At 66.5% G+C, this 16,929-nt stretch carries 17 protein-coding genes; 12 read left to right on the top strand and 5 right to left on the bottom strand.

Annotation, left to right across the window (positions count from 1 at the left end; genetic code table 11):
* Positions 1–111 precede the first annotated feature (111 nt).
* Together AC066Y_RS12550 and AC066Y_RS12545 are read left to right on the top strand one after the other, a co-directional pair.
* Positions 112–864, top strand: a complete 753-nt coding sequence (locus AC066Y_RS12550) for an ABC transporter ATP-binding protein (RefSeq protein WP_478274136.1) — start codon at positions 112–114, stop codon at positions 862–864.
* Entirely contained in the window at positions 861–2,381 is a 1,521-nt protein-coding gene (locus AC066Y_RS12545) for a permease (protein ID WP_478274135.1), read from the top strand. The genes AC066Y_RS12550 and AC066Y_RS12545 overlap by 4 nt, the downstream gene beginning before the upstream one ends.
* An 8-nt stretch (positions 2,382–2,389) precedes the next feature.
* Here the strand turns inward: AC066Y_RS12545 and AC066Y_RS12540 are convergent, their stop codons facing one another.
* Positions 2,390–3,328, bottom strand: coding sequence for an alpha/beta fold hydrolase (locus AC066Y_RS12540; RefSeq protein WP_478274134.1), 939 nt, complete (start codon positions 3,326–3,328; stop codon positions 2,390–2,392).
* A gap of 173 nt (positions 3,329–3,501) precedes the next feature.
* Here AC066Y_RS12540 and AC066Y_RS12535 point away from each other — a divergent pair, with 173 nt between their 5' ends.
* From AC066Y_RS12535 to AC066Y_RS12510, 6 genes are all read left to right on the top strand, one after another.
* Positions 3,502–4,317, top strand: a complete 816-nt coding sequence (locus AC066Y_RS12535; RefSeq protein ID WP_478274133.1) for an MBL fold metallo-hydrolase — start codon at positions 3,502–3,504, stop codon at positions 4,315–4,317.
* Positions 4,318–4,438: 121 nt separating this feature from the next.
* Positions 4,439–5,434 (top strand): aldo/keto reductase, encoded by a 996-nt coding sequence (locus tag AC066Y_RS12530; protein WP_478274132.1) that lies wholly within the window; start codon positions 4,439–4,441, stop codon positions 5,432–5,434.
* On the top strand, positions 5,434–5,895 hold the full coding sequence (locus tag AC066Y_RS12525; RefSeq protein ID WP_478274131.1) for a MerR family transcriptional regulator: 462 nt from the start codon (positions 5,434–5,436) through the stop codon (positions 5,893–5,895). Before AC066Y_RS12530 ends, AC066Y_RS12525 begins: the two co-directional genes overlap by 1 nt.
* 34 nt (positions 5,896–5,929) lie before the next feature.
* Positions 5,930–7,318, top strand: coding sequence for an MFS transporter (locus tag AC066Y_RS12520; protein ID WP_478274130.1), 1,389 nt, complete (start codon positions 5,930–5,932; stop codon positions 7,316–7,318).
* Positions 7,319–7,401: 83 nt separating this feature from the next.
* Positions 7,402–8,451 (top strand): amidohydrolase family protein, encoded by a 1,050-nt coding sequence (locus AC066Y_RS12515; RefSeq protein WP_478274129.1) that lies wholly within the window; start codon positions 7,402–7,404, stop codon positions 8,449–8,451.
* An 11-nt stretch (positions 8,452–8,462) separates the two neighbouring features.
* Positions 8,463–9,395, top strand: a complete 933-nt coding sequence (locus tag AC066Y_RS12510) for a GNAT family N-acetyltransferase (RefSeq protein ID WP_478274128.1) — start codon at positions 8,463–8,465, stop codon at positions 9,393–9,395.
* 162 nt (positions 9,396–9,557) lie between these two features.
* Here AC066Y_RS12510 and AC066Y_RS12505 read toward each other — a convergent pair whose 3' ends face one another.
* The 3 genes from AC066Y_RS12505 to AC066Y_RS12495 all read right to left on the bottom strand — a co-directional run bounded on the left by AC066Y_RS12505 (position 9,558) and on the right by AC066Y_RS12495 (position 12,744).
* Complete coding sequence (locus AC066Y_RS12505; RefSeq protein ID WP_456759403.1) at positions 9,558–10,814, bottom strand: aminopeptidase; 1,257 nt, start codon at positions 10,812–10,814, stop codon at positions 9,558–9,560.
* 118 nt (positions 10,815–10,932) lie between these two features.
* On the bottom strand, positions 10,933–12,294 hold the full coding sequence (gene pcaB / locus AC066Y_RS12500; protein WP_478274127.1) for a 3-carboxy-cis,cis-muconate cycloisomerase: 1,362 nt from the start codon (positions 12,292–12,294) through the stop codon (positions 10,933–10,935).
* A gap of 60 nt (positions 12,295–12,354) precedes the next feature.
* Positions 12,355–12,744, bottom strand: coding sequence for a carboxymuconolactone decarboxylase family protein (locus AC066Y_RS12495; protein ID WP_478274126.1), 390 nt, complete (start codon positions 12,742–12,744; stop codon positions 12,355–12,357).
* A gap of 137 nt (positions 12,745–12,881) precedes the next feature.
* On the opposite strand from AC066Y_RS12495, the gene AC066Y_RS12490 reads away from it, so the two are divergent.
* The 4 genes from AC066Y_RS12490 to AC066Y_RS12475 are packed head-to-tail and all read left to right on the top strand — an operon-like array spanning position 12,882 to position 16,487.
* Positions 12,882–13,841, top strand: coding sequence for a Bug family tripartite tricarboxylate transporter substrate binding protein (locus AC066Y_RS12490; RefSeq protein WP_478274125.1), 960 nt, complete (start codon positions 12,882–12,884; stop codon positions 13,839–13,841).
* A gap of 19 nt (positions 13,842–13,860) precedes the next feature.
* On the top strand, positions 13,861–14,748 hold the full coding sequence (locus AC066Y_RS12485; protein WP_478274124.1) for an NAD(P)-dependent oxidoreductase: 888 nt from the start codon (positions 13,861–13,863) through the stop codon (positions 14,746–14,748).
* Positions 14,745–15,725 carry a Gfo/Idh/MocA family protein gene (locus AC066Y_RS12480; RefSeq protein ID WP_478274123.1) on the top strand — a complete coding sequence of 327 codons (981 nt, stop codon included), beginning with the start codon at positions 14,745–14,747 and terminating at the stop codon, positions 15,723–15,725. The genes AC066Y_RS12485 and AC066Y_RS12480 overlap by 4 nt, the downstream gene beginning before the upstream one ends.
* A 6-nt stretch (positions 15,726–15,731) precedes the next feature.
* The gene (locus AC066Y_RS12475) at positions 15,732–16,487 is read left to right on the top strand and encodes a GntR family transcriptional regulator (RefSeq protein WP_478274122.1); all 756 of its coding nucleotides are present in this window, start codon (positions 15,732–15,734) and stop codon (positions 16,485–16,487) included.
* A gap of 121 nt (positions 16,488–16,608) precedes the next feature.
* Here the strand turns inward: AC066Y_RS12475 and AC066Y_RS12470 are convergent, their stop codons facing one another.
* Positions 16,609–16,752 carry a hypothetical protein gene (locus tag AC066Y_RS12470; RefSeq protein WP_375786535.1) on the bottom strand — a complete coding sequence of 48 codons (144 nt, stop codon included), beginning with the start codon at positions 16,750–16,752 and terminating at the stop codon, positions 16,609–16,611.
* Positions 16,753–16,929: the final 177 nt, after the last annotated feature.

Below are 16,929 nucleotides of genomic sequence, written 5' to 3'. Positions count from 1 at the left end.
GGACTAATACGGATATCGCGTTCGATTTGCCCCGTGCGATTCACTGCACCGAAACGGTTTTTGTCCAAGCTTACGCAACCGACGAGCGAACTCCCGGATCGCCAACGCACCATGACTTCGGAACTGTCCGCACTCGCCGTGCGAGGGTTAACCAAGTGTTTTGACCGTCCGGCGGTCGACGCGCTCGATCTCACCGTCCGTGTCGGTGAATTCTATGCGCTGCTCGGACCGAACGGCGCCGGCAAGACCACGACGCTGCGCATGGTGGCGGGGCTATTGCGGCCCGATGCCGGCTCGGTGTCGATCCTCGGCATCGATGCGCTGGCCGACCCGGTCTCAGCCAAGCAGATCATGGCCTGGGTGTCCGACGAGCCGATGATCTACGACAAGCTGACGCCGCTCGAATATCTGGAATTCGTCGCCGGCCTGTGGGGCATCGATCCCCGCACATCGGAGAAGTCGGCGCGCAATCTCCTGGTGTCGCTCGGGCTCGAGCCGCATCTCAACGCGCGCTGCGAGGGCTTCTCCAAGGGCATGCGCCAGAAGGTGGCGCTCGCCGGTGCGCTGGTGCACGATCCCCGCCTGATCATTCTCGATGAGCCGCTGACCGGCCTCGACGCGCTGTCGGCGCGTCACGTCAAGGGACTGCTGCAGGAGCGCGTCCGCGCCGGCTGCACCGTGATCATGACCACCCACATTCTCGAGGTCGCCGAGCGCATGGCCGACCGGATCGGCGTGATCGCGGCCGGCAGGCTGATCGCCGAGGGCACGCTGGCCGAGCTGCGCGAGCAGAACGGCCGCAACGACACCACCCTCGAGGACATGTTCATCGCGCTGGTCGATACCGAGGCGGCCGCCGCGTGAGCTCGACAGCCCACCTCACCTGGTTCGCCCGCCACGAATTCCGCCTGGCGTGGCGCGAATGGCTGGCGATGATGACCGGCGGCCGGCGCCGGCGCAACCGCGCCGTCATCGGCCTGCTGATCTTCGCGGCGATCCTGCATCTGCCGGCCTATGCCGTGGTCGCCCGCTATGTCGACCTGCGGTTTCCGCTCGATCCGTCCTCGCTGATCGCGCTGACCGCGACGATCTTCCTGTCCTGGGCGCTGATGCTCTCGCAGGCGATCGAGTCGGTGACGCGGGTGTTCTACGCCCGCGCCGATCTCGATCTGATCATGTCGTCGCCGGCAAAACTCACCAACATCTTCTCGATCCGGATCGCCGCGATCGCGCTGACGGTGAGCAGCATGGCGCTCTTGCTGTCGACGCCGTTCATCGACGTGCTGGTGTATCTCGGCGGTGCACGCTGGCTTGCCGGCTTCGGCGTCGTCCTTGCGATCGGGCTATCGGCGGCTGCCGCGGCGATCGCCGTCACCGCGCTGCTGTTTCGCCTGATCGGACCGGGCCGGACGCGGCTGGTGGCACAGATCGTCTCCGCCGTCATCGGCGCCGGCTTCGTCATCGCGTTGCAGGTCGTCGCCGTGCTGTCCTACGGCACGCTGTCGCGCTTTGCCTTTCTGACCTCGGAGACCGCGGCACGAATTGCCCCCGCCCTCGACAGCCTCGTCTGGTGGCCGGCGCGCGCATCGCTTGGCGATCTCGAGATCATGATGCTGCTGCTCGCCACCGCGCTCGTGCTGCTCGGCGTCGTGATGGCGGTGTTCGCGCCGCGGTTTGCCGACACCGTCGCACGCGTCGCCGCCAATCCAGCGACGGTCACGCAGGGACGCGCCCGCGCGTTCCGGACCGGCTCGCGGCAGCAGGCGCTGCGGCGCAAGGAATTCCTGCTGCTGCGCCGCGATCCATGGCTGCTGTCGCAGAGCCTGATGCAGATGCTCTATTTGCTGCCGCCGGCGCTGATGCTGTGGCGCAGCTTCTCCGGCACGTCGACCGCGATCGTGCTGATCACGCCGGTCATCGTGATGGCCGCAGGCCAGCTCGCCGGCGGACTGGCCTGGCTGACCATCTCGGGCGAGGACGCGCCCGATCTGGTGGCGACCGCGCCGCTGCCGCCGTCGCGCGTGACCCGCGCCAAGGTCGAGGTCGTCCTGCTCGCGATCGCCACCGTTTTCGCGCCGCTGGTCGCCGCGCTGGCATTCGCCTCGCCGGGGCAGGCCGCGGTGACGGCGATCGCGATCGTCATCGCAACCGCATCCGCCGCCGCGGTCCAGCTCTGGTTCCGCGCGCAGGCCAAGCGCAGCCAGTTCCGCCGGCGCCAGACCTCCTCCCGCATCGCCACCTTCGCGGAAGCCTTCTCCTCGATCGGCTGGGCCGCAACCGCAGCGCTGGCCCTGACGATCCCGATGGCCGCGTTCGTCAGCGGCATCCTGACGCTGTTGACGCTCGCGATCGCCTGGAAGATCAGCCCGCGCCGCGCGTAGGAACCACGCTAGCCCTTCACCAGCTCCATCACCGCCGCGGCGAACGCCTCCGGCGCTTCCTGCGGCAGATTGTGGCCGGCGCCCGGGATCACGCGATGCGCCCGGCGGGCGGTGTATTTTGCCGCGCTGGCGCTGCCGTCGCGCGCAGGCGTCACGCCGTCATCGGCGCCGTCGAGCGTGATGGTGGGGACCGTAATCACCGGCAGCGCGTCTAGCCGCCGCTGCAAATCCGCATATTGCGGATCCCCGGCGACAACGCCGTAGCGATGCCGGTAGCTGTGGATCACCACGTCGACATAATCGGAATTGTCGAATGCGACCGCGGTCCGCTCGAAGCACGCATCGTCGAACGCCCAGCTCGGCGACCATTGCGCCCACAATATCTTGGCGATGCCGCGCCGGTTGGCGGCAAGCCCCGCCCGCCCCCGCTCGAGCTGGAAGTAGTACTGATACCACAGCGGCACCTCGCGCTCGGGACGCGCCGGCACCATAGCGTTCGCGATATCCTGGATCATGTAGCCATTGGTGCAGACGAGCCCGATGCATCGTTCCGGCCACAACGCCGCACCGATCGAGGCGGCGCGGCCGCCCCAGTCGTAACCGGCAAATACCGCGCGCTTGATGCCGAGCGCATCCATCAGCGCCATCAGGTCGGCCCCGACCGCCGCCTGCTCGCCCGAGCGCGGCGTCGCCTTGTCGCGGAAGGCCGTCGGGCCGTAGCCACGCAGATAGGGCACGATGACCCGGCAACCCTGGGCCGCCAGCATCGGGGCGACATCCACATAGGAATGGATGTCGTAGGGAAAGCCGTGCATCAGCATGACGGCGGGACCGTCGGCCGGACCAGCCTCGTAATAAGCGATGTCGAGCACGCCTGCGTCGACTGGGCGCAATGGCTCGAGCCGCTTGGTGGATGGTGCGCGCGGCGCGGAGCTATTGTCAGTCACGCAAAACTCCCTGATCGCTGTGATCTGCGCAGCATGGTAACGCGTCCCGACGCAATAATCGCCCGGATCGTATTGCAGCCAACGCCATGGAGCGATGCGCCGCCTCATCATGACGGCACGCCAATTGCGCGATAGTCTGACGCCGGCGGATATCGCCGAAGGCGGAACAGGTCATGCTGAGATTGCTTGCCGCGCTCGTCTTGTTGGGAACGTCCACCAGCCACACCCTGGCGCAGGATGCCCAGCGCAGCGAGTGCCTGGCGATGGCCAACGCACCGCCACGCGCCACCCCGGTGAACGACCGGCGCGTCGCAGCCAAAGCCGACGAGGTCGCGATCACCTATGCCGGCCATTCCACCTATTACATCGACACGCCCGGCGGCCTCAGGATCGCGACCGACTACAACGGCGTCTATCGGACCGGGCGGCTGCCCGACGTCGCGACCATGAACCGGGCGCATGAGACGCATTACACGCTGTTTCCCGACCCGAAAATTCCCTACGTGCTGCATGGCTGGGGCGAGAACGGCCAGGCCGCGCATTACGGGATGCGGATCGGCGACGTCTATGTCCGCAACGTCACCACCGACATCCGCCGCTATTGGGGCGAAGACTCCGGCGGCGAGATGATCAAGGACGGCAACTCGATCTTCATCTTCGAGGTCGCCGGCCTGTGCATCGGCCATCTCGGCCACCTCCACGTCAAGCTCGACGACAGCCATTTCGCGGCGATCGGCCGGCTCGACATCGTGATGGTGCCGATCGACGGCACCTATACGATGTCGCTCGACGGCATCTCCGAGATCACCAAGCGGCTGCGTGCATCCGTGGTGCTGCCGATGCACCGCTTTGCCACCCCGCTCGACGAATTCATGCGCCTGATCGGCCAGCAATTCGAGATCGACCGCCGCGGCGGTGAGGGCACCTTGCGGATCTCGCGCGACACGCTGCCGGCGGCGCCGACGGTGATCATCCTCGACGGCGTATAAGGCGCCCGACTGCCCCCTGACACGATTTCGTGCGCCGGCACTTTTCGCGCTTGACCTAGAGTATACTCTAGCTTGTTCACTCGGGATCGTCCGGCAACACCCGGCCACGAGGACCAACCGCATGACACCTTCAAGCAAGCTCCCGCACCGCAGGCTCGGCAATGACGGCCCGCAGGTTTCCGCCGTCGGGCTCGGCTGCATGTCACTGTCCGGCGTCTACGGCGCCAACGACGATACGGCGACGCCCGACTTCATCCGTTATGCGATCGACCGCGGCATCGATTTCCTCGACAGCGCCGATCTCTATGGCTGGGGCCACAACGAGGAATTGCTGGGCCGCGCGCTGAAGGGCCTGCGTGACAGGGTCGTGGTCGCGACCAAATTCGGTCAGGTGAAGACCACGACCGGACAGGGCGTGGACGGACGGCCCGCTTATGTCCAAGAAGCCTGCGAGGCGAGCCTGAAGCGGCTCAACATCGAAACCATCGATCTCTATTACCAGCACCGGATCGATCCGAACGTCCCGATCGAGGATACGGTCGGCGCGATGGCGCGTCTGGTCGAGCAAGGCAAGGTTCGCCATCTCGGCCTGTGCGAGGCGCGCCCCGAAACCATTCGCCGCGCGCACAAGGTGCACAGACTGGCCGCGGTGCAGACCGAATATTCCCTGCTGTACCGCAGCGAGGCCGAGGAGACCCTGCAAACGACGCGGGCGCTCGGCATCGCCTTCGTCGCCTATTCGCCGCTCGGCCGCGGCTTCCTGACCGGGCAGATCCAGTCGCAGGCCGACATCGCGGGCGATCGCCGCGGCGACCATCCGCGCTTCGCCGGCGATAATTTTGCCCGCAACCGCGATCTCGTCAGCGGCATCGTGACGATCGCACGCGAGAAGAATTGCACACCGGCTCAGCTCGTGCTGGCCTGGCTGCTGGCTCAGGGACAGGACATCGTGCCGATTCCCGGTACCAAGCAGCGCAGCCGGCTGGACGAGAACATCGGCGCCCTCGACGTGGTGCTTTCGCCGCACGAGCTGGCACGGATTTCAGCAGCTATCCCGGCCGGCGCTGCGGCAGGTGAGCGCTATCCGGCCGGCGCGATGAAAGCGGTTTATCTGTGATGGACGCCCGGACACCCGATTTGCAGGCGACGCCGAACGCACTCTACATCGGCGACATCGCGCGGCGCTCCGGCCGAAGCGTGCATACCATCCGCTGGTATGAAGCGCAGGGCCTGATGCCCGGCGTCGTCAGGGACCGCGGCCGCCGCCGCGTCTACAACGACTATCACATCGGCTGGCTCGATCTGATGGAGCGGCTGCGCTTGACCGGGATGTCGATCAAGCAGCTTCGCGACTATACCACGCTGGTGAAGCAGGGCAGCGCGACCTTGCGCAAGCGCCGCGCGCTGCTCGCCGAGCACCAGCTCCGCGTCCGGGCCATGATCGCCAAATGGACCGAAGCGCTCGCGCTGGTCGACGCCAAGATCGAGTTCTACGACGAGTGGGTCGCGGCAGGCACGCGGCCCAAGGTCTCGCCACAGCAGCGCGCCCGCGCCAGGCGGTCCGCCACCAGGGCCTGAACGCCCTACCCAACATCGGATAGCAGGATACGCGATGGACGATATACTCCGGCGTAAACCCTTTGCCGTGCGCGCATCGCACCGGCTCACGCTGCTGACGCTGTGCCTCGCCGTCACGATCGCGCACATCGATACGTTCATCGTCAATCTCGGCGCGCGCGCGATCGGCGATCATTTCGGCGCCGGTGTCGATGAGTTGCAATGGATCGTCGACAGCTACAATTTGGTCTACGCGGTCTCGCTGCTGACCGGCGGGATGCTCGCGGACAGATACGGCCGGCGCCGCATCCTGATCTGCGGCGCCGCGATCTTCACCGGCGCATCGCTGCTGTGCGCGGCCGCGCCATCCGCGCTGGTGCTGATCGTCGGTCGCGCACTCACCGGCGCCGGCGGTGCGTTGATGATTCCGGCCTCGCTTGCGATCATCCGGGTGGTCTGGGACCGGCCGGAGGAGCGCGCCCGTGCGCTTGGTATCTGGGCCGCCTGCAACGGCGTCGCCATGGCACTGGGACCGAGCCTTGGCGGGCTGCTGATCCCGTGGTTGGGCTGGCGCAGCATCTTCCTGGTGATCGTGCCGTTCGGCCTGCTCGTCGTGCTAATGGCTGGGTCGACGATCCCGGAATCGGTCAACCCGCAGCGGCGCGCGGTCGACATTCCGGCCCAGCTCTGCGGTGCATTGGCGCTTGGAAGCCTGACCTATGCCGCGATCGGCGCACAATCGGCGCCGGGCGCGATGACCGCAGCACTGATCGTCGCTTCGCTTTCGGTAGCCCTGCTGATCGCCGTCGAAAGAAGGAGAGGGGCCGGGGCGCTGCTGTCGCCGGAGATTTTCAGCGCACGCCGGTTCCGCGCCGCCATGATCGCCACCACGGGCATGACATTCGGCGGATACGGCATGGTCTTCGTGCTGCCGCTGGCGTGGCAGTCGAGCGGACGGCTCGATGCCGCGGCAAGCGCCGCCGCGCTGCTGCCGATGTCGCTGGTCTTCGTCCTGGTCTCACCGTTCTCCGGCATGCTGTCGGAAAAGCTCGGGCTGCGCGCGCCCACCTCGGGCGGCGTGACACTGATGGGTGTCGGCCTCCTGATGATTGGCCTCGGTGGCCTGCGACCGGACATCGCCCTGGCCGAGTTCGGACTGGCCATCACCGGCCTCGGGCTCGGTCTCGCCGCAGGGCCGCTCTCGGCGATAGCCGTCGGCGACGTCGCCGCTGCGCGGGCCGGCACGGCCGCGGCGCTGATCAACGTGGCCCGGATCAGCGGCGCGACGATCGGGGTTGCGGTGCTCGGCGCGTGCTACGCGGCGTCAGGCGGCGGCAGCCACGGCCTGCTGCTTTCGATGATCGCCGGAAGCCTCGTCCAGTTCGCTGGCGCCGGCGTGGCGTGGATGGTGACAGGGCACGAGGCGCCACGCCTGCGCATTTGACCTGCTCGCGCGCGGCTCGTTATCCTTCGCACAGCCGACATCGGATCGGCGGCCGACAAGAGCAAGAACCGGGAGCATCATCCATGGCCAGCACTCTGCCCGCCTCTGCGAGCGGGCTCTATGCCAATCCGCGCGAAGACTGGCTCGCCCAATACACCGAGGAGATCATCGATCCCAACAGGCCGATCGTCGATCCGCACCATCATCTCTGGGACCGTGGGGGCCTGCGCTATCTGATCGAGGAGATGCGCGATGACATCGCCTCGGGCCACAACATCGTCGCGACCGTCTATGTCGATTGCCGGTCGATGTATCGCGCCGACGGGCCGGAGGCGTTCCGCCCGGTCGGCGAGGTCGAGTTCGCCAACGGCGTCGCGGCGATGGCGGCAAGCGGCGGCTACGGCAAGGCGGCGATCTGCGCCGGCATCGTCAGCCACGTTAACCTTCTGATCGGCGACCAGGCCAAGGCGGTGCTCGAGGCGGAGATTGCCGCCGGCAACGGCCGGTTCCGCGGCATCCGCCACTCCTCGGCCTGGGACGAGGACCCCAATGTCGCGCACATGTATGCCAATCGCCCGAAGGGCATCTTGCTGGATGCCACCTTTCGTAGGGGGTTCGCCTGCCTGGCGCCGCTCGGGCTCAGCTTCGATGCCTGGCTGTTCCACCCGCAGATCGGCGAGCTGACCGACCTCGCCCGTGCCTTTCCCGACACCCGGATCGTGCTCGACCATTGCGGTGGCCCGGTCGGCACCGGCCGCTTCGCCGGCAAGCGCGAGGAGACCTTTCCGGTCTGGAAGGCGTCGATCCAGCAGATCGCCAAATGCCCGAACGTCGTGGTCAAGCTCGGTGGACTGGCGATGTGCCTGCTCGGCTACGACTTCCACCTGCGCCCCAGGCCGCCCTCGTCGGAGGAACTCGCCGCCGCCTGGCGGCCCTATGTGGAGACCTGCATCGAGGCCTTCGGCCCGAGCCGTTGCATGTTCGAAAGCAACTTCCCACCTGATAAGGGACAGTGCAGCTATCAGGTGATCTTCAACACCTTTAAACGGCTTGCATCACAATATAGCGAAGCCGAGAAGACGGCGTTGTTCTTGCAGACGGCAAAGGATGTCTATCGGCTCGATATCGGGTAAACTTGCGACTCATGGATGACAGCATCACCATCCGGCCGCTTCGTGAGGCTGATGCAGAAGCGGTGGTCGAACTCTACGCAAAGGCGGCTGCGGTGGAACCGCGGCTGGGCCCTGTCACGCTGCCGCAGTGGGACCAGTTCCTGAAGCTGCCGCAGAACCGCGGCGGCCGCGACTTCCGCATTGCTGAACGCAACGGCCGGCTCCTCGGGCTCGCTGAATCATCGTTGCGCGATCAGGGCGCGCATCATTCCCGGTTCCTCAAGATCGTCGTCGCGCCCGAGATGCGGCGCCGCCGGATCGGCCTCGCGCTGGTCGACGACGTGCTTGCGATCGACGCCGATCCCGATCTCACCGTCCAGACGCTGGTCAGCACCGACTGGCCGGCCGGAATGGCCTTCGTCGCCGCCTTCGGTTTCGTGCATGTCGAGTCGGAGATCGGGATGAAATGCGTCGAGCCGTTGCAGCCCGCGCGCACGCTTGCCGCCGCCCGCGCCACCATCGAGCAGGCCTCGGACGTCACCGCCTGCGCCGGTGAGGTCGCGCGGATCCATAACGCCGCCTATGCCTCGGACTCCGCGTTCCGCAGGTATTCGCCGGAGGAGATGGCGCAGGTCCTGACCGAGAGCGAAGTCTGGATCGCGTCGGAAGATGGCCAGATGTCGGGCTTCTGCCTGACCGAGCCGGAGCGGAACTCGATGTGGATCGAGTCCGTCGCCGTCGATCCGGCACGGCAAGGACGCGGGCTCGGCCAGCTGCTGGTCTATCGCGTGCTGGCCGCACACGACGTATCGGTCGAACATCCCTGCTGGCTCAACGTCTCAAGCCGCAACGCACCCGCGCTGAAGATCTACCGCCGGCTCGGCTTCAAGCCGCAGCACGAGACCTGCCGCTTCAGCGCACCGCGCGGCGAGCTGATCGCGGCACGCGAGCGGCGGTTTCGTTAGCCGGCCTGCAGTGTAAGTCCGGCAACAGCAGATTTATCCCCGTCACCCTGAGGAGCGCGTAGCGCGTCTCGAAGGGTCGACGGCCACCGGCGGGGCTGTGCATCCTTCGAGGCTCGCTCCGCTCGCACCTCAGGATGACGGGACTGAGTGGGCAGTCGCCGCTTACGCCCACTCGCCTTTGCGGAACACCGGCACGCTGCGGCCGTCGGCGTGGATGCCGTCGATGTCGGTGTGGGCGGAGCCGATCATCCAGTCGATATGGATCAGGCTCTTGTTGCCGCCCTGCTCGGCGATCTGCTGCGGCGTCAGCTTGTCGCCGTTGACGAAGCATTTCGAGTAACACTGGCCGAGCGCGATATGCGAGGCGGCGTTCTCGTCGAACAGCGTGTTGAAGAACAACAGCCCGCTCTTCGAGATCGGCGATGAGTGCGGCACCAGCGCGACCTCGCCGAGGCGGCGCGCGCCCTCGTCGGTGTCGAGCACCTTGTTCAGCACTTCCTCGCCGCGCGAGGCCTTGGCCTCGACGATGCGGCCCTCCTCGAACTTGACCGAGATATTGTCGATCAACGTGCCCTGATAGGACAGCGGCTTGGAGCTGACGACGTGGCCGCTGACGCGGCGGCAGTGCGGCGTGGTGAAGACCTCTTCGGTCGGGATGTTGGCGTTGCAGACTATGCCGTTCTTGGCGGTCGACGCGCCGCCTTCCCATTCATGACCGTCGGCAAGGCCAATGGTGAGGTCCATTCCGGGACCGGAATATTTCAGTGCATGGAAGCGCTGGCCGTTCAGCCATTCGGTGCGCTCGCGCAGCCTGGCATTGTGCTTCTCCCAGTTGGCGACGGCGCCGTCCTGATCGACCCGGGACGCGGAGAAGATCGCATCCGCGAGCTTCGCCACCGCGACATCCTCGGCATCGTCGGGGAATACCTGCTTCGCCCAGGACGTGCTGGGATAGGCGATGATGTTCCAGTTGGTGTCGAAATTGACGATCTTCTCCAGCGCCGGCTGGTAGGCGATCGAATTGGCCTTGCTGGCGCGCGCCACCTTGGTCGGGTCTTCGCCCGACAGCAGCATCGGATTGTCGCCGACGATCGCGAGCCGCGCGGTGTTCGCGCCGAACGCCTTCGCCATGCCCTCGTAGAGCCAGCCCGCGGCACGATCGAAGCTTGCGTCGTTGGCGTAGCGGTAGCGCGCCAGCGTGAGCTCCTCGTCCGAGAAGAACGGGGTCACGAGACCCGCGCCGGCCTTGTAGGCATGCTCCACCACCCGCCGCACCAGCGGCATTGCCGCCGCAGGCGCCGTCAGCAGCAGATCCTGTCCCGGCTGCAGCTGCAGGCCGACCTTGATCGCGACTTCGGCGAGCCGATCGAGTTTTACAGGATCGATCGAGGCGGAAAGGTTGCGTTGATGTGCGGTCATGAAGTGTCCGGCCGTGTCGTTTGAGGGCTTTGAGGATTCGTAGTCCAATTCGATCCGCGTCCGCAAGGTTCCCGCCAGCCGCGCCCGATCACGCGACGGCGAGCAATTGCGGCGAATTTTACCGCTTCACCGACGTCAGTACCCTGTCGACCATCTCGGGCGCGAGGCCGAGATAGTTCTTCGGCGCGGTGAGACGGTTGATGGTCGCCCGATCGATCCGGTTCGTGACGCGATCATCCGCGGCCAGCGCCTCGGCCAGCGTCAGACCCCTGTCGTTGGCGACACGGCAGGCGTCGTAGACCACATCATGCGCCTCCTGCCGGCCGATCGCGGGCGCAAGGCCCATCATCACGGCCTCAGCAACGATCAACCCGCGGCTGATGTCGAGATTGCCGGCCATCCGCTTCTCGTCGACGATCAGGCCGCCAAGCGCGAACCTGGCCTGGTGCAGGGCGCCTGCGGTCAGCACGAAGCTTTCCGGGATCGCCATCCATTCGGCGTGCCACGGGCCGGTGGCGCGTTCGAAATCCTGCACCATCGCGTCCAGCATCAAACCTGCATGCTGACGCACCGCCTTGGAAGCGGCGAGCATCAGCTCCGACGAGATCGGGTTGCGCTTCTGCGGCATGGTCGAGGAGGCGCCGCGTCCCTTCACGAAGGGTTCGTAGACCTCGCCGAATTCGGTCGACGCCATGATCATGATGTCGAGCGCGATCTTGCCGAGCGTCCCCGTGACCAGCGCGAGGAAATTCACCGCTTCCGCCAACCCGTCGCGCGCGACATGCCAGGTGGAGACGGGAACGCCGAGGCCGAGTTCCTCGCACAGCGCGTTCTGGACCTCGAAGCCCTTGTCACCCAGCGAGGCCAGCGTGCCGGCGGCGCCGGCGAATTGGCCGACCAGCACGCGCGGCTTCAGCTCCGCCAGCCGCGCGGCGTGGCGATCGAAGGCGGCGAGCCAGATCGCGGTCTTGTAGCCGAAGGTCACCGGCAGCGCCTGCTGCAGATGGGTGCGGCCGGCCATCGGCGTGTCGCGGTATTTCTTCGAGAGATCGGCCAGGATGCCGCGCAACGCAGCGATGTCATCCTCGATGATTGTCAGCCCGTCGCGCAGTTGCAGCACCACAGCGGTGTCCATGATGTCCTGCGTGGTGGCGCCCCAATGGACATAGCGGCCGGCCTCGCCGCACTGCTTTGCCATCTGATGCACCAGCGGCAGGATCGGGTAGCCGACGATGTCGGTCTCCTGCCGCAGCAGGTCGAAATCGAACGCGGCGACATCGGTGCGCCTTGCGATCTCCTCGGCCGCTTCCGCAGGGATTACGCCGCAGCGCGCTTCGGCCTTCGCGAGCGCGACTTCGACTTCCGCATAGCGCTGGAGCAGCCGCAGGTCGGAAAACACCTCGCGCATCTCGCGCGTGCCGAAAGCATCGCGAAACAGCACGGAATCGAGCACGGTGGTCGAGGTCGGGAAGGCGGACATGGGCAGATCCTGTTGCCGGTCGCAGTCGGCAACGTCCCTATCACGGCGCAGGCCCGTGCCCTACCCCTCCGCAGGCGCCTCGCCGAACACCTCGGCTGCAATCTTGCTGGTCTCGATCGCGGCCGGAATGCCACAATACATCGCGACCAGCAGCAGCACGTCCTGTACCTGCGCAGCGGTGCAGCCATTGGCCAGCGCGCCCTTGGCATGGACGCGGAACTCGGTCGGCTTGCTGCTCGCCGCGGTGATGCCGAGCATCACGAGGCTGCGGATCTGGTCGGACAGCCCGCTGCGCTCCCAGACGTCGCCATAGACGTAGGCATTGATGATGTTTTGCAGCGGCGTGCCAAATTCGCCCGCGGCCGCCATCCGCTTGGCGACATCGACCTCGCCGAACATCTTCTGGCGCCGGCGCAGCCCGCGGGCATGGAGATCGCTGATGTCCACCATCGTCGTCTGGCTCCCCTGTATGAGCTATTTATACGGATAAATATGTCGCACCTCAACATTCCGACAGGCTCGACGCTTGCGCTTCCGAGCCATTTGTCCGTATAAATTGGCCAAAAGCAGAAGCGGAGGGGACCGGGATGAAGTTACGGCTGGGGCTGCTCGTCGTCCTGCTCGCTGCGCTTCCAGCCCTGCCGGTGCGGGCAGCGGACGATTTCCCGCAACGGCCGCTCCGGATCATCGTGCCGTTTCCGGCCGGCGCCGGGCCCGACAATGTTGCGCGGCTGGTCGGCCAGCATCTGCAGGATGCGTTCGGCCAGACCGTGCTGATCGAGAACCGCGCCGGCGCGCTCGGCAGCATCGGCGCCCAGGAAGTCGCCCGCAGCGCGCCCGACGGCTACACCCTGTTGATGGGCACCAACACCACCCATGCCAGCAATGTCGCAACCCTCAAGAGCCTGCCCTACGACCCGGTGAAGGATTTCGCGCCGGTGATCCGCACCACCACCACGGCGATGGTGCTGCTGGTCAACCCGAAGCTTGCGGTCAAGGACCTGCCGCAGTTCCTCGCCTACGCCAAGGCCACCCCCAATCTCACCGCCGGCTACGGCTCCGGCGCATCGCAGATCTCGATCGCGCAGCTGCAGTCGCGCGGCGGCCTGTCGCTGATCGCAGCTTCATACCGCGGCGTGCCGCAGGCGATGACCGACGTGATGGCAGGGGTGATCGACCTGACCTTCGGCGATTTCTCGGTCGCGATCCCGCAGATGCAGGGCGGCACCTTGCGCGGGATCGCCGTGACATCGGCGACCCGCAACGAGCTGACGCCCGGCCTGCCTGCGCTCTCCGAAGCGATGCCCGGCTTCGAGGCCACCATCTGGTACGGGCTGTTCGCACCCGCCGGCACGCCGGAACCGGTGGTCAACAAGATCTACGCCGAGTGCGCCAAATACCTCGCAATGCCGGAGACCAGGAAGAAGCTCGCCGATGTCGGCGTGACGGTGGCGCCGCTGGCACCGGCCGAGTTCGGCGCCTTCGTCAAGAGCGAGGTCGTGCGCTGGTCGGCGGAGGTGAAGGCGGCCGGCATCCAGCCGCAATAGACCAGAGCTCCGCCGCATCATGGCTCGCGAGACACCTGTCGGCATGATTGGCCTGGGGCTGATGGGATCAGCGCTTTCCGCGCGGCTGATCGACGCCGGCGTCGGGGTGATCGGCTTCGACGTCGACGCGGCGAAGACGGATGGGCTGCGGGCCAGCGGCGCCGAGTTCGCGGCCTTCGCCGCCGAGGTGGCGGCGCGCTGCCGGACCATCGTCATTGCGGTGTACGACGCGGCCCAGGTCACGGGCTTGCTGCCGGACCTCGCGAACGCCGCGCCGCCGCCGCTCGTCATCTGCACCACCACCTGCGCGCCGGACGAGATCACGGCGATTGCCGAATTCGCCGCACGCTCGCGCCTCTCCTTCATCGAAGCGCCGATCTCGGGCACCAGCGCCGAGGTGCGCGCGGGCACGGCCACCGCGTTGGTCGCCGGTGATCACGACGTCATCGCCGCCGCCGCGGCGACGCTCGACATCCTCTGCCCGCAGCGCATCCATGTCGGCGCGATCGGCAATGCCAGCCGTACCAAGCTCGCCATCAACCTGATCCTGCAGAACAACCGCGCCGCGCTCGCCGAAGGCATCGCCTTCGCCGAGAGCCTCGGCCTCGATGGCGCGAGCTTCCTTGCGACCGCGCGGCAATCGGCGGCATATTCCGCCGTGATGGACAGCAAGGGACCGAAGATGCTGGCGCAGGATTTCGCGCCGCAATCGCATATCGCGCAGACCTTGAAGGACGCCGAGCTGATCCTGCAGGAGGCCGGCCGGCTCGGCCTGCCTCTGCCGCTGACCTCGATACAGGCCGAGCTGCTGCGCAAGGCGATCGCGCTTCGAGGCCCGGACAGCGACAGCGCCGCTGTCATCGAGGCGATTCGTGCCGGACGCAATCAGGACAGGGACCACTCATGATCAATTGTGCGATCGCGGGCCTCGGCCGCTGGGGCCGCGCGCTGGTCGAGGCTGCGCAGAGCGAGCCGCGACTGAGGATCGTCCGCGCGGTGGAACCCGACATGAGCGCCGCCGCGAGCTTCTGCGCGGCGCATGGCCTGTCGCCCGCGGTCAGCCTGGAGGCCGTGCTGGCCGAGCCCGAGATCGATGCCGTGCTGCTGGCAACACCGCATTCGCTGCACCGGAGCCAGGTGATCGCGGCCGCCGCGGCCGGTAAGCAGGTGTTTTGCGAGAAGCCGCTGGCGCTCAAGCGCAGCGATGCGGCCGAGATGTTCGCGGCCTGCCGCAATGCCGGCGTGCTGCTCGCGGTCGGCCATAACCGCCGGTTCTGGCCGTCGATGCAGGCGCTGCGCGCGATGGTCGCCAGCGGCGAGCTCGGCACGATCCTGCATGTCGAGGGCCACAATAGCAACGAGAACTCGCAACGCATCACGCAGGGCTGGCGGCTATCGCCCGAGGAGTCGCCGGGCGGCGGGCTGACCGGCGCGGGGCTGCATGTGCTCGACGGCTTCGTCAGCCTCCTTGGTCCTGCCCGACAGGTTTATGCCCGGTTGAGTGAACGCGAGGCCGGACCGCCGCCGCTCGATACTGCAACTTTAGCGATTGAATTTGTGAATGGCGTGAGTGCAACCCTTGCTACGGTCCGCGCAACACCGTTCTATTGGCGCGTGCATGTGTTCGGGACGAAGGGATCCGCAGAGGTGCTCGACGAGGGGACGATGGTGCTACGGAAATCCGGCGAGGCGCCTGCGACGACGCGCTATCCGGCGGTCAACACGCTCACCGCGGAACTTGCGGCCTTTGCCGACGCGGTCGAACGCAGGCAGCCGTTCCCGGTCCCCGAAGCAGATGTGCTGGCAACGCTCGCCGCGTTCGAAGCCGCGTTGCAGTCGATGCAGTCTGGACATCCGGTTGCCTGCCATATGGCATACCAGTGATCCGCCATGTCTGAACAACCGGAGAGGGCGAGATCGTCCCGCTACCGCGACATCGCCACCGGGCTGCAGAAGGACATCCGTCTCGGCACCTACGCGGTCGGCAATCTGCTGCCGACCGAAACCGAGTTGATGGCGAGCTATCAGGCGAGTCGCCAGACCGTGCGCGAGGCGCTGCGCATCCTGATCGACCAGGGCCTGATCGTACGCCGCGCCGGCCTCGGTTCGGTGGTGATCGCCTCCGAGCCGCCGGTGCTGTTCACCCACAGCGTCAAGTCGCTCGGCGAGTGGCTGCGCTATTCCAACGAGACCTACCGCGACGTGGTCGGCAGCAGCGACATCGTCGCCGACCGCAAGCTGGCTGCGCTCCTGAAATGCGAGCCCGGCAGGAGCTGGTTCCTGATCGAGGCCGTGCGCCGCTCCGACCAGTTCGCAGCACCGCTCGGCTGGACCGAGATCTACGTGCTGCGCCGGTTCGCCGATGTCGTGACGCGGCCCGACCATGGCCGCACCCCGGTGCATGAGCAGATCGCCAAGATGTACGGCCAGGTCACCGAGCGCGCGCAGATGGAAATCTTCGTGCGGGGCATGCCGGCGCCGATCGCCAAGGCACTCGGCGTCAAGACCGGATCGCCGGCGCTCACCGTGGTGCGCCGCTACTACGGCCTGCGCGAGGAACTGTTCGAGGTCACCATCACCACGCACCCGGAAGGGCGCTACACCTACACGATGGATATGCAGCGCTCGCTGCGGCCGAAGCTCTAGATTCTAGTTTTGACGCGTCTTCTTCACGCGAACCGGTGTCCACTTCGCTCGAAAACGCTCTGGCTTTTGTGGAGACGCGTTGTCTTGACGCGAGCCGGAAGCCACCTCGCTTGAAATCGCGCTAGCGCGCCCGAGCCAGATGCGTGCTGCTGGCAGAGGTATGTGCCATCTGCGGGGTTCCGCTCACGCCCCAGATCACGACCGCGATCAGCGCGGCCGCCCAGACATATGGCACAGCATTCGGCTTCTTCATTTCCGAGATCATCCCCAACGTCTCAGGAGCACCGATGAATCTTACGACCTCAACCGTCAGCGTCTCACCAGGCACCCGTCCTTCACAACGCTACTAAGGTTAGACCTTGTCGGTTTCGGGACGTCTTCGTGCGAATCCGGAAATGATTTCGTGGGAACCGGGCCGTCTCATCCGAATTGATGAGACCGC

It is taken from the genome of Bradyrhizobium sp. USDA3010, assembly GCF_056429065.1.
This window is presented reverse-complemented; position numbering and strand designations above follow the sequence as displayed.

What these genes read in the sequence shown, in the direction of transcription:
- AC066Y_RS12490 (WP_478274125.1), top strand. Translation starts at nt 12,882, where the DNA reads ATGAAGTTACGGCTGGGGCTGCTCGTCGTCCTGCTCGCTGCGCTTCCA.
- AC066Y_RS12530 (WP_478274132.1), top strand. Translation starts at nt 4,439, where the DNA reads ATGACACCTTCAAGCAAGCTCCCGCACCGCAGGCTCGGCAATGACGGC.
- AC066Y_RS12495 (WP_478274126.1), bottom strand. Translation starts at nt 12,744, where the DNA reads ATGGTGGACATCAGCGATCTCCATGCCCGCGGGCTGCGCCGGCGCCAG.
- AC066Y_RS12520 (WP_478274130.1), top strand. Translation starts at nt 5,930, where the DNA reads ATGGACGATATACTCCGGCGTAAACCCTTTGCCGTGCGCGCATCGCAC.
- AC066Y_RS12515 (WP_478274129.1), top strand. Translation starts at nt 7,402, where the DNA reads ATGGCCAGCACTCTGCCCGCCTCTGCGAGCGGGCTCTATGCCAATCCG.
- AC066Y_RS12475 (WP_478274122.1), top strand. Translation starts at nt 15,732, where the DNA reads ATGTCTGAACAACCGGAGAGGGCGAGATCGTCCCGCTACCGCGACATC.
- AC066Y_RS12535 (WP_478274133.1), top strand. Translation starts at nt 3,502, where the DNA reads ATGCTGAGATTGCTTGCCGCGCTCGTCTTGTTGGGAACGTCCACCAGC.
- AC066Y_RS12525 (WP_478274131.1), top strand. Translation starts at nt 5,434, where the DNA reads ATGGACGCCCGGACACCCGATTTGCAGGCGACGCCGAACGCACTCTAC.
- pcaB (WP_478274127.1), bottom strand. Translation starts at nt 12,294, where the DNA reads ATGTCCGCCTTCCCGACCTCGACCACCGTGCTCGATTCCGTGCTGTTT.
- AC066Y_RS12480 (WP_478274123.1), top strand. Translation starts at nt 14,745, where the DNA reads ATGATCAATTGTGCGATCGCGGGCCTCGGCCGCTGGGGCCGCGCGCTG.
- AC066Y_RS12550 (WP_478274136.1), top strand. Translation starts at nt 112, where the DNA reads ATGACTTCGGAACTGTCCGCACTCGCCGTGCGAGGGTTAACCAAGTGT.
- AC066Y_RS12485 (WP_478274124.1), top strand. Translation starts at nt 13,861, where the DNA reads ATGGCTCGCGAGACACCTGTCGGCATGATTGGCCTGGGGCTGATGGGA.
- AC066Y_RS12505 (WP_456759403.1), bottom strand. Translation starts at nt 10,814, where the DNA reads ATGACCGCACATCAACGCAACCTTTCCGCCTCGATCGATCCTGTAAAA.
- AC066Y_RS12510 (WP_478274128.1), top strand. Translation starts at nt 8,463, where the DNA reads ATGGATGACAGCATCACCATCCGGCCGCTTCGTGAGGCTGATGCAGAA.
- AC066Y_RS12470 (WP_375786535.1), bottom strand. Translation starts at nt 16,752, where the DNA reads ATGATCTCGGAAATGAAGAAGCCGAATGCTGTGCCATATGTCTGGGCG.